The sequence below is a fragment of the Accumulibacter sp. genome (assembly GCF_016789985.1).
Taxonomy (GTDB): domain Bacteria; phylum Pseudomonadota; class Gammaproteobacteria; order Burkholderiales; family Rhodocyclaceae; genus Accumulibacter.
In genome coordinates this window covers 1-12,801 of record NZ_JAEUOL010000082.1, presented here as the reverse complement: position 1 = coordinate 12,801, position 12,801 = coordinate 1, and the positions used below count along the sequence as shown (strand labels likewise).

Sequence of the window (12,801 nt, the reverse complement as noted above, 5' to 3'; positions counted from 1 at the left end):
ACGGGTTACCCACCGCGCCGCTCGCCTCCGGCCATAGAGGGGCCGGCGGCGGCGCCGTGGATAACCCTGCCCTGGAGTACTATCCCGGCGCTTGATTCTCAAGCGCCAATCCGTCCACCGAAAGGGGGCAACTCCAGCCTTTCGTGACGCTGTGTGCTGGATCAGGCATTTGCGCTACGCCAATTCGTGAGGATTGTGCAGGTAGGTGCTTGATCCCTTCGTCTTCTGAAGAAATGCGCGACCGCCGCTGCGCGGCGGTCGGTAACGAACAGCAGTTCACCGAAGGGGGGCAGACGACACCAAGCGGAAGCCGCTGAAGCTAAGCCTAAAGTCAGGGTCATACCAGGCGCGATGCGAGCCGCGCGCAACGCCCGTGCCGTCGAACCACGAGCCACCACGCAGCATGCGCGTCTGGTCGCTCGGATCGGCCTCTGACTCTGACAGCTCCAGGCGATCATGGGAGAAAAGGCACCACTCCCAGACGTTTCCGGCCAGATCAAGCACGCCTTCGCTCGATGCACCCTGTGGATACATACCGACAGCCGTGGTTTGCTGGAGAGTCCACCCACCAGCCTCCGACGACTTCTCGTCAAGGTTGGCGCACCCCGATTGGTAGCCCTGACCCCAGGGGTATTCGCGTCCGTCCCGGCCGCGTGCCGCGCGCTCCCATTCCAGCTCGTTCGGCAGCCTGACTTCGTAGCCGAGTTGCTTGCTCAGCCAGCGGCTGAAGGCGACGGCCTCGTGCCAGTCGACATTCGTCCGCGGGCGGTTGGTTTGCGGCCAATGCGACGGTTTCGGTTCGGGCCGCTCGAGACCCTGCCACCAAACGTCGGCCCGATAGCCGCCGGCGTCGATGAACGCCTGGTACTGCGCGTTGGTCACCGGGTGACGCGCCATCCGGAAGCCGGGTAGCATGCGCCGTTCGCCATCCTGATAAATGAACTCGCCGCCCGGGATGTCGACCCAGTCGATATCGGGCAGGCCACGCGAATCGAGTCCGACGCCGCGACGCGGGTCGCCGATCTCGGCCAGGCGGTCGCCGATCTCGATCCGCCGTGGCGGCGGCGTCTGCGGGTCCTGCAATTCGGCGAGCAGATGATCGACTTCGCTGGCTGCATCGGCTGCGCTGGCTTTCGCAGGCTCGCGCGGCGTGTCGTCGCTGAGCCAGTCGTGCAGTTGCCGGAGAAAGACACGGGTCTGTTCGGCCTGCGCGGTCGTGCGCAAGTCCGGCAAGTCGAGCAGCTTGTCGGCACCGTAGCCGGGCGGCGGATCTTCCAGCGTCGGGTCGACGCGCAGCAGCACGGCGCGGGCAAGCGGCACGATCGCGTCGACGGTCTTTTCGGCCAGCCGCCACCGGGCGGCGGGCGTCCATAGCCGCAGCAGGCGTGTCGGCTCGCCCGCGCCTTCCGTACCGGATGCGGCCTTGGCCTCGGCTCCGCCTTCCTCGCGCAGTTCGATGCGCAGGCCCTGTTGCCCGAGCCAGTTGGCGATCGCCAGCGCCTGTTCGCGATCTTCCGGGAGATGGCTGAGATGCAGCAGCGGCGCGGTCGAATCGCCGCCGCCATCGGTACTGGTGGCGGGGAAATCGCCGCGCAGCTCGTAGCGGCGGCCGGCGAGCGTGGTCAACCAGACCGGCGTTCGCGCCATCGGCAGGCGTACGCGCTTGTCCAGGCCGACGACGTGCCAGGTTCCGGGCTCACCCTGGCACTGCACGTGCAGGTTGGCGGGCAGCGGCGTCGGGAACTCGATTGCCCCGCTCGCTGCGGCGCTCCCCGCGGCAGCGACGAAGTGCAGCACCGGCCTGTTGTCTGCCGCGTCGTAGTGCAGTTCGACCGCCAGCCGTGCCGGCCGAAAGGGCGCCGGCAGCGTCCCGGCAAGCCAGGCGGGGGGCGGCAGCGGCGTGCTGCCGAGCGGCGCGGCGGCCATCGTCCCCAGGCGGTAACTGGCGTACTGGTTCAACCAGCGCAGTTCGTCGAGCGCTCCCGCGGCGCCGCCGATCGTCGCCAGCGTCTGGCGGATCGAGCGCGCCAGCCGGATACGCCGTTGCGGGTCGCTTTCGTCATGGAGCAGCCGCAGCATGTCCTGCAATCCCTGCTGCATCTGCCCGCTGGCTGGATCGTCAGACAAGGTGTCGAGGCGCAGCTCCTGTTCGAGCCGATCCTCGGGCAGCCAGTGGCAGGTGTGCCGGCGCGTGAACTCGAGCGCCTCCTGGAAGCGCGCCGGCTCGCCGCGCAACTCGTCGGCGAGCAACCGGGAAACACCCGGATGCATGACGACCTCGCCATTGCCACGTGCGCCGATCAGCGGCGAGAACCAGAACAGCGACTCGATTTCTGTGGCGCTGCCGGGCAGGAAATGCCGTCGGCTGTTGCGCAGCAGCAAGGGTTCGATGCGCGTCGCCAGCGACAGCAGCCGGGCCAGGCGAACCAGCGGCGGCATCTCCGGCCACGGCCCGCGGAAGCCCTCGACGAGATGCTTCTCGAAGGGCGTCGGCTGCAACCAGCTCATCGCGCGGTGCGGTGACCGAGACCGCGCTGGCGGCGCAACAGCGCGGCGCTGGTCGCCGGATGCCAATGGACCAGTTGCGGGTGCAGGCCGAGGTTCTTCGGCCAGAAGAAGCGCGACCACGGAATCAGGATCAGCAGTGGGCAGTCGCGTGCCGCACAACGGTCAACGAAGGCTGGCCAGCCGCTACCCCTGAGGTCGCACGGCGGCTCGCCGCGAATGCCGAAGTCGGTGGCGACGAGGATCGGCCGTCCCGGTTCGGGTTGCCAGGTTTCGATCGCCTCGCGGTCGGCACGCCAACGCCGGGCTCCGGCCGGTGAGGCAGCGAAATCGAAGATCGAAGTGCGTTCGGCGCCGAGCACGCCGCTGACCTGGCGCGCCAGTTCGCGCAGGTCTTCCCACCACGGAACCATGCTTTCGCTATAGTCGAGCAGGAGCTGACAACCGTTGTCGAGGGTCATCGACGGCAGCCGCGGCAGGCACTGCGGGAGGCGTCGCCTGACGATGCAGCGGACGAGCGCGTCGAGGTCGAGGTCGGCACCGGCGTCGCCCGGCCGCCAGCGCGCGAGAGCGGCCGTCAGGACGCCGCGCGCTGCACGCTCCGGGAAGAGCGTCTGCCGCGGTGGCGAACTCCGCTCGGAAGCCAGGCGCTGGTAGCCGGCAACCAGCCAGGCAGGAGCTGCCGAACTGTCGGTCGAGGGCAGCACTCCGACGCTTGCCAGCTGCGAGGGAACGATCTGCGCCGGCAGCGCTTCGACTGCCGGCGAGCTCGCCGGCAGCGCCAGTCCCGGCGGGTGTGGGATTGCGCTGCGCCGGGCGGCAGGCGGTGGCAGCGCCCGGTTATGGTCGTAGATCGCCGGCGTCGCGGCGCCGGTCGCCGCGAGGTCGGGAGCGCGCAGGCCGAAACCCAGGCAGGCGGCGATGGTCGCCGCCTGGGCCGCATCGTCGCAGTCCAGCCCGGCGAGCGCGCTGATCAACTCGCCGAGATGGATCTCGCCCCTACGGCCGCCGGCTGGGCTCATCTTGGGCGACCATCGGTTTGAGCAGGGTCGCCCGTTCGACCTGTTGCCACTTTTCGGAATCGACGCTGATCGCGAGGTCATGGCAGGTGCGCACGGCGTCGAGAAACTCGCTGGTCCCCGGCGAGCGCTGCCCGCTGTCGACGCGCTGCTGGCGCAGCTCGACCATCCTGTCGGCGATCCTTTCGATCAGTTCGGGCGCGACCTTGGGCTCATGCACGCGGGCAATGGCGATCAGACCGTCACGCTCGGGCTCCCTGAGCAGCAGGCTGACGCAGCGGCGCAGGAAGGCCTGTGGCAACTCGCGCTCGCGATTGGTGGTGATGATCGTCAGCAGTTCCTGCGCGGGATCGGCAGTCAGCGTGCGGCCGTCGGGCAGCCCGAAACTGCGCCGGTCGAGCGGTTCGAGCAGGTCGTTGGGCAGATCGGGTTCGGCCTTGTCGATCTCGTCGATCAGCAGAACGGTGTGTTGCGGTTGGTTGTCCGGTCGTCGCACGACGCCGCCGCAGCGCGCTGCGACGCGCGGTCTGCCGACGTTGGCCGGCAGACCGCGCCGGCTGGCCGATGTCGGGTTGAACGCCCACCAGAAAATGCCGGGATTGTAGTACTCCTCGTCACGCTCGAGCGCCCTGGCCTTCGTCCTGGCTTCCGGCCGGGCGGCGCGCTGCGCGTCGTTCAGGCGGCGCAGGTGATCGACATCGACGGTCAGTTGCTCGACGCGGCTACGCGAAGTGATCGTCTGGTGCAGGAAGTTCCATTGCAATACGGCGGCCACCGTTTCGGCGAGCCGGCTCTTGCCGCACCCCGGCGGACCGGCGACCAGCAGCGGCCGCTGCGTGACCAGCGCGACCTCGACGGCGATCACCGCCTCCTCGGAGAAAAGGTACGCGGCGACGTCGCCTTCGGCGGGGAAACAGTAGTCGGCAGGCAGCCGCGTCAGCTTGCGGGGAATGTACTGGCTCATGGCATGCTTTCATACTTGGTGTTGATCAGATCCCGTGCCTTCAGTTCTTGGAGATACTGGGTCCACTCGGTGTCTTCACCGAGTTCCGGAAGAACGGGTCGCAGATCACCCGGCAGGTCCACGGGTAGCCGCTCGCCGACATGGACGACGAAGGTGAGCGACTGGCGCTGCCTGGCGTGGTCTTCGAGGGCAGGCAGCAGCAAGGGGTCGGGAGCTTCGCCGGACTGGGCGGGAGTCGGCAAGAGGACGATCAGGTGGCATGTGTCCTTGCGCAGCTCTGCGTCGATGACCCTGGCGGGCGGTCTTTGTTCGCCTGGCCAATAACCCTGGCGTACCTCCTGCCAGATCTCGTCGGCGTTCTTCAGTTGCGACACCTGAATGACCTTGATCTGGTCGGTTGCCGGCCAGGCGCGTTCGAGATGACGACGCAGCGTGAAACAATCCACCTTGAGTTTGACATCGGGTTTTGCCACGAGCTGGCCGTTCATCGCCAGGCACTTGCCATGCGACCTGGCGCTGGCAATGACTCCGGCAGCGCCAACATCGACCCATAGCGCGCGGATGTATTTCAACATTTCCTCGGCACGCTCGCGGCCTGGACGTGGCACGAGACCATCGAGAATCTTGCTAAAACGCTCCAGCGCCTTTCCGCCTTCGCTGAACAGATACCCGGCCAGCCCCCGGGCGAAACGCTGCCTGGGGTCGAGATGCGTCAAGGGCGGCTGGGTGCCGGGGAAATGTTTGCTCCACAGGTCGCTCAAGATGACTTCCTTGACCTCCATATCGAGTATCGTTTCGACTGCGGTGACCAGCCGTTCGAACGGGGTTTGCGCAGCGCCTGCCCGGGCAAGCCGGTCGTCGAGCCTCGGCTTGACGCCGGCGAGGATGGCGGGCGCCCCAGCCACGCTCTGCACACACTGATCGCGGCTGATCCCCAGCATGCGGAAATACTCGTCCCTGTCGAGATCGGCCGGCGTTTGCCCGTCGAGCAGGACTGGAAACAGCCTGAATCCCGGCTCGATTGCCGCGCGCCAACTGAGGATCGTCGCTTCCTTTCTCACCCAGTTCGAATCGCCGACCGCCCGTCTGGACAGCAGGAGGATCGCTGCGTGACAGTCGTACAGCCACTCGTCGAGGCATTGCTCCCAGCGGTCGCCGGGCTGCAGGCCATCGTAGTCGACCAGGATGTCGATCGCGTTGCCATACTGCGCGGCCAGCGCCGCGCAGGTCTCCTGCAGGAGCCGCCAGTTCGCTTGCGCCTGTGCATCGCCCGCCGCGCTGTCGCGCGGGCGTGCGCTGTGGCTGATGAAGATCCGGAGAGCCGCCATGAGGATTTTGTGTCAGTTTATGTTACGGCGTCTGGCCGGCCGCCGTGTCTGGCGGGAAGACTACCACGCATCAACCGACGACCGAACAGTCGGGCACGCCTGACGCCAGCGAAGCTCGCGGCAAACGCCATCGCCTGATCGCTCAGGCTGCCGAGTCACCTGAGACGATCCCCTTTCCGGCAAGTGCCGCAGCGCCGTGCTCGTCCGTGAACAGGCTTGGCGCCGCGTCTCATGCGTGCTGAAGGGAGCTTCGCCGAACCAACGCGGGTTTCCTCGTGCGCCTGTCCGGGCAACGCCAGGCGACCTGCCGGGGGCCGGGTTCGATCCTGCGCCCAGGCTTCGCCGGTCAGGCGGCAAGCACCGTCAGAGGATCGTGGTAGGCGTAGTGGAGGTCTTCGGCGACTTCACGGCAGGTGACCTTGCCGAAGGCGACATTCAGGCCGTTGCGCAGGTGCTGGTCGTCCTTCAGCGCCTGCCGCCAACCCTTGTCGGCAATCTGCAGCGCAAACGGCAGCGTTGCATTGTTCAGCGCGTAGGTCGAGGTCCGGGGTACGCCGCCCGGCATGTTGGCCACACAATAATGCACGACGTTGCCGACCACATAGGTCGGCGCGGCGTGTGTCGTCGCCTGGGCCGTCTCGCAGCAGCCGCCCTGGTCGATGGCGACATCGACGATTACCGCACCCGGTTTCATCGCGTCGACCATCTGGCGGGTGATCAGCTTGGGTGCCGCAGCACCCGGAATCAGGACGCCGCCAATCACCAGATCGGCGCGCAACACATGCTGCTCGACGTTGTCGCGGTTGGAGAAGACGGTGATGGCGCGCGCCCCGAGCAGACGATCGATGCGCCGCAGGACGTCGATGTTGCGGTCGATGACCACCACCTGGGCGCCGCTGCCCACGGCGATCTGGGCTGCGTTCGAGCCCACCACGCCCCCGCCGAGGATGACGATCCTGGCCGACGGAACGCCGGCCACGCCGCCGAGCAGGACGCCCATGCCGCCATGTGCCTTTTCCAGGCAGTAAGCACCGGCCTGCACCGAAAGGCGTCCGGCAACCTCCGACATCGGCGCCAGAAGAGGCAAACCGCCACCCGGCTGGGTCACGGTTTCATAGGCGATGCAGACCGCGCCGCTGTTCACCAGATCGGCACACTGTTCAGGGTCGGGAGCCAGGTGCAGATAGGTATAGAGAATCTGCCCTGCGCGCAGCATGGCACGCTCGCCCGCTTGCGGCTCCTTGACCTTGACGATCATTTCAGCGCTGGCAAAGATTTCTTCCGGGCCAGCCGCGATCAGGGCGCCGGCCTTCTGGTAGACCTCGTCGGTGGCACCAATGCCCCTGCCGGCGCCGGTCTCGACGGTCACCTGGTGACCGTGAGCGACCATTTCCCGGACCGATGAGGGGGTGAGGCCAACACGATATTCATGGTTCTTGATTTCCCTGGGTACGCCAATGTGCATCTCTATCTCCTTGCCAGTGGTTGAGAGGACTGCCCATGTTATGCCATTTCACCGCCCCTGGCGGCTTTTTCAGGTCCCTCGGCCGCCGGGAGAGTGACGAACCCGGCCGCCGCCAACCACCAGGCGCCCCGCCCCACCTCCAGACGAGGCTTTGCCGCATGCCCCCTTATGTATAAACTGCGCGACGATCAGCCGCAGGGTTTGCACAGGCGGTCACGGCCGGAATCACGAAGCGACGCCGGCTGTTGCAAGCCGCCGATGGCGCGCGGCGTCCTTCGGCAACACCTCTTTCCCACCTCTGGCAAACCGTGCAATCCGATGAACATGAGTGCCCATAGCGACGCCAGCCAAAGCCCGTCGGCTTCTGCGGGAAGCCGCTCACTGCCACCGCAAGCCGACAACATCGCTGCCGAGCTGTCCGGCTTCCGGCGCGAGATGCTGCGCTTTGCAGTCCTGCAATTGCGTGACCAGGCGAGTGCCGAGGATGCGGTACAGGAAGCGATGCTGGCCGCATTGCAGGGTGCAGACCGCTTTGGCGAGCGGGCCCGTTTGAAGACCTGGGTTTTCTCGATTCTCCGGAACAAGATCGTAGACATCATCCGCCGGCGAGTTCGCGAACCGAGTTACGAGGAGCCCCTGGATGAAATCGACGAGACCGACTTCGACCCGCTGTTCCAGAGCAACGGTCACTGGCAGCGCGATGCCCGTCCCGCCGATTGGGGAGATCCGGAAAAGACCTTCGAAAACCGCAGCTTCTGGGAAATTTTTGATGCCTGCCTGAACCGCCTGCCGAGCAGCACGGCGCGGGTCTTCATGATGCGGGAGATGCTCGGTCTGGAAACCGACGAAATCTGTGAGGAGCTCTCGATGAGCAGCAACAACTGCTGGGTCGTCCTGCACCGCGCACGCATGAGCCTGCGCGTGTGCCTGGATCAACGATGGTTCGCCGGCAGCGAGCAGCGCAAATGATGACTTGCAAACAAGCTGTCCGGCTGATGTCGGAAGAGATGGATCGCGACCTGGCCACCGGCGAACGTTTCTCGCTGCGTCTGCATACCCTGATCTGCCTTGGCTGTCACCGCTACCGACAGCAGATGTCCTTCCTGCGACAGGCCTGTCGGCAACAGGTGGCGCCCGGCGACACCGTTCCGCCGCTCGGCTGAGTGGCAGGGTCACCGGCACCCGGCGGCACTGCGCCACCTGCGACGTCCTTTCAGCCACCGACGATACCGCCATCCAGCCGCCGGATGACGACCGTCGCCGAACGCGGTCTGCCGCCCGTCAGCTCGGCAAACTGGCTTGCCGGCCAGCCCGACGCGGCCAGGGGCCTGTTCGGGTCGGACCGCCCGCCGGGGACCTCGCCGGGATGCTGGACGTTGACGAACAGGTTGCGCCCGTCCGGAGTGGCGCAAATCCCGGTGATTTCACAGCCCTTCGGGCCGGTCAGAAAACGCCGGATCTCGCCGCTGGCGACGTCGGCAACCAGCATCTGATTGTTGCCGAATCGCTCATGGTCACCGCGCTCGATCAGGTTGCCGGAAGCATCGGTCTGAATCCACAGGCGTCCGTCAGGGTCGAACCACAATCCGTCCGGGCTGCCGAAGGCATCGCCACGAATGTTGCCTCGTCTGGCCGCATCGGCATGCCGTGGGTCGCCACAAAGCGCGAAGACGTCCCAGGCGAAACTGTCGGCAGCGGCGTCACCCGCCGCCTCGCGCCAGCGGATGATATGGCCAAAGGCATTGTCGGCGCGCGGATTGGCCGCATCGGCAACGCTGCGCTGACGGTTGTTGGTCAGGCTGCAATACACCTCGCCACTCTGCGGATGCACGGCAATCCACTCCGGGCGATCCATCCTGGTCGCTCCGACGAGATCGGCCGCCTGACGCGTACGGATCAGGAGGGCGGCCTGATCGGCAAAGCCACTGCCTGCGTCGAGGCCGTTCTGCCCGTGCTGCAGGGCCAGCCAACGACCCCGGCCGGCCGCTTCGAAGCGGGCGACGTACAGGCTTCCCATCTCGAGCAGACGTTCTCGCCCGGCTGGCTTGCCGGCATCGAACGGATCGCGCGACACGTACTTGTAAAGGTACTCGAACGGTTCGTCGTCGCCCATGTAAACCACTACACGACCGTCGCGGGCCAGGGTCACCATCGCACCTTCGTGCTTGAAGCGACCAAGCGCGGTGTGTTTGACCGGAACGCCGGCCGGATTCCAGGGGTCGATTTCGACCACCCAGCCAAAGCGATTCGCCTCGTTCGGCTCGCTCGCCACGTCGAAGCGGCTGTCGTGCTCGTGCCAGCGATAGCCGGCGCCCTTGCTGCGGATGCCATAGCGCTTCTGCGCCGGCGTCGGCTGGTCGAGCCCGTTGAAATAGGAGCTGAAGTGTTCCTCACAGGTCAGGTAGGTGCCCCAGGGCGTCACCCCCATCGCGCAATTGGCCAGAGTCCCGAAGACGATGTTGCCGCGCCAGTCGTCACGCGTTCGCAGGTCGGCAGAGCCGGCCGCCGGCCCGTCGATGCGCATCGGCGTGCGCGCCGTGATCCTCCGGGCATAGGGCGAAGGCCGCACGAGTTGCCAGTGTGGGGCTTCGCCGCTCGCGCCGGTCCGAAGTTCCACCTCGATCACCGAAACCCCGTGCGCGTTTTGTGACTTGAGTGTTTTGGCATAGCTCCAGCCGGCCACACCGTCCGGGTGCAGCAGGCCCTCATCGGTGTATTCGTGGTTGACGCACAGCAGACCACGCGTCGACGAAGGCTTGCCCTCCTCGAGCTGCGGAAAGAAGTGCATCCCGTCATGGTGCATTCCCGCCTGCAGGGCCTGCTCGGACGCGCTGTTGCCGGCGTCGCCGCGAAAAGCCGGGGTGGCCCCCAACGGCTCCCCCCAGGCGAAGAGGACCTGCACACCATAACCCTCGGGCACGCACAACCGATCGTCTCTCGACGCGGCGATCGGTTTGAAGCCGATCGCCGGACGAATCGCCGCGGCGGCAAGGGCCGACCGCAGCGGCAGGGTGAAGAAAGGCAAGGCTGCGCTCCCGAGGCCAGTCTGCAGCAGGCGACGACGCGTCACCTGCTGCAGCGTGAGTGGCGCGACCATCTGCACCGGATGCCGATCGTCACTGTCGTTGGCGGGCGGCAAATCCTTCATGATGCCGTTGGCTCCGGGCAAAAGTGAAGAGGAAGGTGAGCCAGGCGAGGCACCGGAATTTCATTCTTCAAGCAGGCTGCGCAGCATCCACGCCGTCTTCTCATGCACCTCCAGACGCTGTGTCAGCAGATCGGCGGTCGGCTGGTCGTTGGCCGCATCGACCACCGGAAACAATTCGCGCGCGGTGCGTGCCGTCGCCTCCTGGGCAGCCACCAGATGGCGGATCATGTCCGTTGCCCTGGGCACACCCTCCACCTCCTGGATCGAGGCGACCTTGACGAACTCCTTGTACGTCCCGGGCGCCGGGTGGCCGAGCGCGCGGATCCGCTCGGCGATCACGTCAAGCGCGGTCCACTGCTCGGTATATTGCCCCATGAACATCAGGTGCAGGGTGTTGAACATCGGCCCGGTGACGTTCCAGTGGAAATTGTGGGTCATCAGGTACAACGTATAGCTGTCCGCCAGCAAGGCGGAAAGACCCTGTGCAATCTTCTCGCGCGCCTCGGCACTGATCCCGATGTTGATCGACGGGGCGGTGACTTTCTTGGCGTTCATCATCATTCCTCCACGGTTGAACAAGATGGACCGCAATGCGGTTTTCCACCCTCATCACGGCAATGCCGGCCAGCGGGCGCTGCTGTGACGACGTCGACCCGGTTGCTGCCGAGGCGGGGTCGATGCAAGCGCGCATCACGACCAGACAGGCAAATATTAGGAGGACCTGTCGAATTCGTCCAATCAATTGCCGATATTGTCTCGATTGCCAGCTGCTATTGACCAGGCACGGAACCGGTCAGCGACCGACTTCACGGCGACCCTCTGCCACCGGAAAGCGACCGGACAGGGTCCGAAACCGCGTTCCGACAGCAGTCGCCAAGCGCTTATCGCAACACTGTTGCATGTGGCGGTCAAACAAGGCAAGATTCGCCCTCCCCTACAACCGATACCCTCTTTCGGCACTCGCTTCTCGTCCCGCTGATGTCGCCCCCTGACCCGCACACCGCGACGGCCAGCAGCCACCTGCGCAATCCGGTGCTCTGCACCAGCGCCGCGTCGCGCCTGTTGTGGGCGGCCGGCACCCTGTTCGTACTCTGGGGCACAGTTTTCTGGGCTCTCGATTGAAGCCGCCCGCCCGCCCTGCAGCCGAGCCGATATTGCGCTTCGACAATCTGACGCTGGGCTACAACCGTCATCCGGCGGTGCACCACCTGCACGGCGAGGTGACAGCCGGCAGCCGGCTGGCCATCGTCGGACCCAACGGTGCCGGTAAATCGACACTCCTCAAGGCCATAGCAGGCGAGCTGCGACCCTTGCAGGGGCGGCTCGAGCGGCACGGAGTGCAACGTCACCAGATCGCTTACCTCACGCAACAGGCAACCCTGGACAGCAGCTTCCCAATCCTCGTCCATGACTTCGTAGCCATGGGTCTGTGGCACAAGATCGGCGCCTTTTCAGGGCTCGACCAGGCGCTGCGCCAACGCATCTTGCAGGCGCTCGACCGTGTCGGCCTGAGCGGCCTGCAGAAACGCCCGCTCGGCTCTCTCTCCGGCGGCCAGTTGCAGCGCGCGCTGTTCGCCCGCGTGATGCTGCAGGATGCGCCGCTGGTCCTGCTCGACGAGCCCTACGGCGCGATCGATGGAGCAAGCGTGCATGATCTGGCCGCTGTAGTCCGGCACTGGCATGCTGAGGGCAGGACAGTGATCGCTGTCCTGCACGACCTCGAACACGTTCGCCAGGAATATCCCGAAGCCCTCCTCCTCGCCCGCGAACTGGTCGCACGCGGGGAGACCACCAGCGTGCTCAGCGAGAGCAACCTGCTGCGCGCTCGTCAGCTCGCCGGGGGAGGCGACAAGGAAGTGGCGGCGCCGATCTGCCACATCGATGAGGTCGGGACATGAGCGATGCACTGTCTGCTCTTCCCTTGTTCTCGCCCTTCGTCGAGTTCGCTTTCATGCGCCGCGCCCTTGCCGGTTGCCTGGCGCTGTCGCTGGGTGCGACGCCGGTCGGCGTCTTCCTGATGCTGCGCCGCATGAGTCTGGCCGGCGATGCGATGTCGCACGCCATCCTGCCGGGCGCTGCCATCGGCTATCTGGTCGCCGGCCTGTCGCTGCCGGCAATGACCATTGGCGGCCTGCTTGCCGGCCTCGCCGTGGCCGTGCTCTCCGGCGGCGTGGCGCGCCATACGGTGATCAGGGAAGACACCAGTCTGGCCACCTTCTATCTGCTGTCATTGTCGGCCGGTGTCCTCATCATCTCGCTGCGCGGCAGCAGCGTCGACCTGCTGCACGTGCTTTTCGGCAGCGTCCTTGCGCTCGACGACGCGGCGCTGCTGCTGCTCGCCGGCTTCGCCTCGCTGTCGATCGTGGCGCTCG

At 66.1% G+C, this 12,801-nt stretch carries 12 protein-coding genes; 5 read left to right on the top strand and 7 right to left on the bottom strand.

The genetic code is table 11. The features are described from left to right. Positions 1 to 276: 276 nt before the first annotated feature. The 5 genes from JNK99_RS04970 to ald form a co-directional block, all read right to left on the bottom strand. Positions 277 to 2,508, bottom strand: coding sequence for an SUMF1/EgtB/PvdO family nonheme iron enzyme (locus tag JNK99_RS04970; RefSeq protein ID WP_291849489.1), 2,232 nt, complete (start codon positions 2,506 to 2,508; stop codon positions 277 to 279). Further along, positions 2,505 to 3,527: a hypothetical protein gene (locus JNK99_RS04965; RefSeq protein WP_291849487.1), complete on the bottom strand. Its 1,023-nt coding sequence runs from the start codon at positions 3,525 to 3,527 to the stop codon at positions 2,505 to 2,507. The genes JNK99_RS04970 and JNK99_RS04965 overlap by 4 nt, the downstream gene beginning before the upstream one ends. Beyond that, on the bottom strand, positions 3,505 to 4,488 hold the full coding sequence (locus JNK99_RS04960) for a MoxR family ATPase (protein ID WP_291849484.1): 984 nt from the start codon (positions 4,486 to 4,488) through the stop codon (positions 3,505 to 3,507). The genes JNK99_RS04965 and JNK99_RS04960 overlap by 23 nt, the downstream gene beginning before the upstream one ends. Continuing rightward, complete coding sequence (locus tag JNK99_RS04955; protein ID WP_291849481.1) at positions 4,485 to 5,816, bottom strand: toll/interleukin-1 receptor domain-containing protein; 1,332 nt, start codon at positions 5,814 to 5,816, stop codon at positions 4,485 to 4,487. The genes JNK99_RS04960 and JNK99_RS04955 overlap by 4 nt, the downstream gene beginning before the upstream one ends. Before the next feature lie 346 nt (positions 5,817 to 6,162). Continuing rightward, positions 6,163 to 7,281 (bottom strand): alanine dehydrogenase, encoded by a 1,119-nt coding sequence (gene ald / locus JNK99_RS04950; RefSeq protein WP_291849478.1) that lies wholly within the window; start codon positions 7,279 to 7,281, stop codon positions 6,163 to 6,165. 324 nt (positions 7,282 to 7,605) lie between these two features. Between ald and JNK99_RS04945 the strand changes: the two genes are divergently transcribed. Continuing rightward, positions 7,606 to 8,250 (top strand): sigma-70 family RNA polymerase sigma factor, encoded by a 645-nt coding sequence (locus tag JNK99_RS04945; protein ID WP_291849475.1) that lies wholly within the window; start codon positions 7,606 to 7,608, stop codon positions 8,248 to 8,250. Next, a complete protein-coding gene (locus JNK99_RS04940) occupies positions 8,247 to 8,444 on the top strand; it encodes a zf-HC2 domain-containing protein (RefSeq protein WP_291849473.1) in 198 nt (65 codons plus the stop codon). Before JNK99_RS04945 ends, JNK99_RS04940 begins: the two co-directional genes overlap by 4 nt. A gap of 50 nt (positions 8,445 to 8,494) precedes the next feature. On the opposite strand, the gene JNK99_RS04935 is transcribed toward JNK99_RS04940, so the two are convergent. Beyond that, positions 8,495 to 10,429, bottom strand: a complete 1,935-nt coding sequence (locus JNK99_RS04935) for a PhoX family phosphatase (RefSeq protein WP_291849470.1) — start codon at positions 10,427 to 10,429, stop codon at positions 8,495 to 8,497. A gap of 60 nt (positions 10,430 to 10,489) precedes the next feature. Further along, entirely contained in the window at positions 10,490 to 10,984 is a 495-nt protein-coding gene (locus tag JNK99_RS04930) for a Dps family protein (RefSeq protein ID WP_291849467.1), read from the bottom strand. A gap of 423 nt (positions 10,985 to 11,407) precedes the next feature. On the opposite strand from JNK99_RS04930, the gene JNK99_RS04925 reads away from it, so the two are divergent. The 3 genes from JNK99_RS04925 to JNK99_RS04915 all read left to right on the top strand — a co-directional run. Then, positions 11,408 to 11,551 carry a hypothetical protein gene (locus tag JNK99_RS04925; protein ID WP_291849465.1) on the top strand — a complete coding sequence of 48 codons (144 nt, stop codon included), beginning with the start codon at positions 11,408 to 11,410 and terminating at the stop codon, positions 11,549 to 11,551. A 32-nt stretch (positions 11,552 to 11,583) separates the two neighbouring features. Then, positions 11,584 to 12,327 (top strand): ABC transporter ATP-binding protein, encoded by a 744-nt coding sequence (locus JNK99_RS04920; protein ID WP_291849462.1) that lies wholly within the window; start codon positions 11,584 to 11,586, stop codon positions 12,325 to 12,327. Then, on the top strand, positions 12,324 to 12,801 hold a 478-nt coding region (locus tag JNK99_RS04915), incomplete at its 3' end, for a metal ABC transporter permease (protein ID WP_291849459.1). The genes JNK99_RS04920 and JNK99_RS04915, both read left to right, overlap by 4 nt.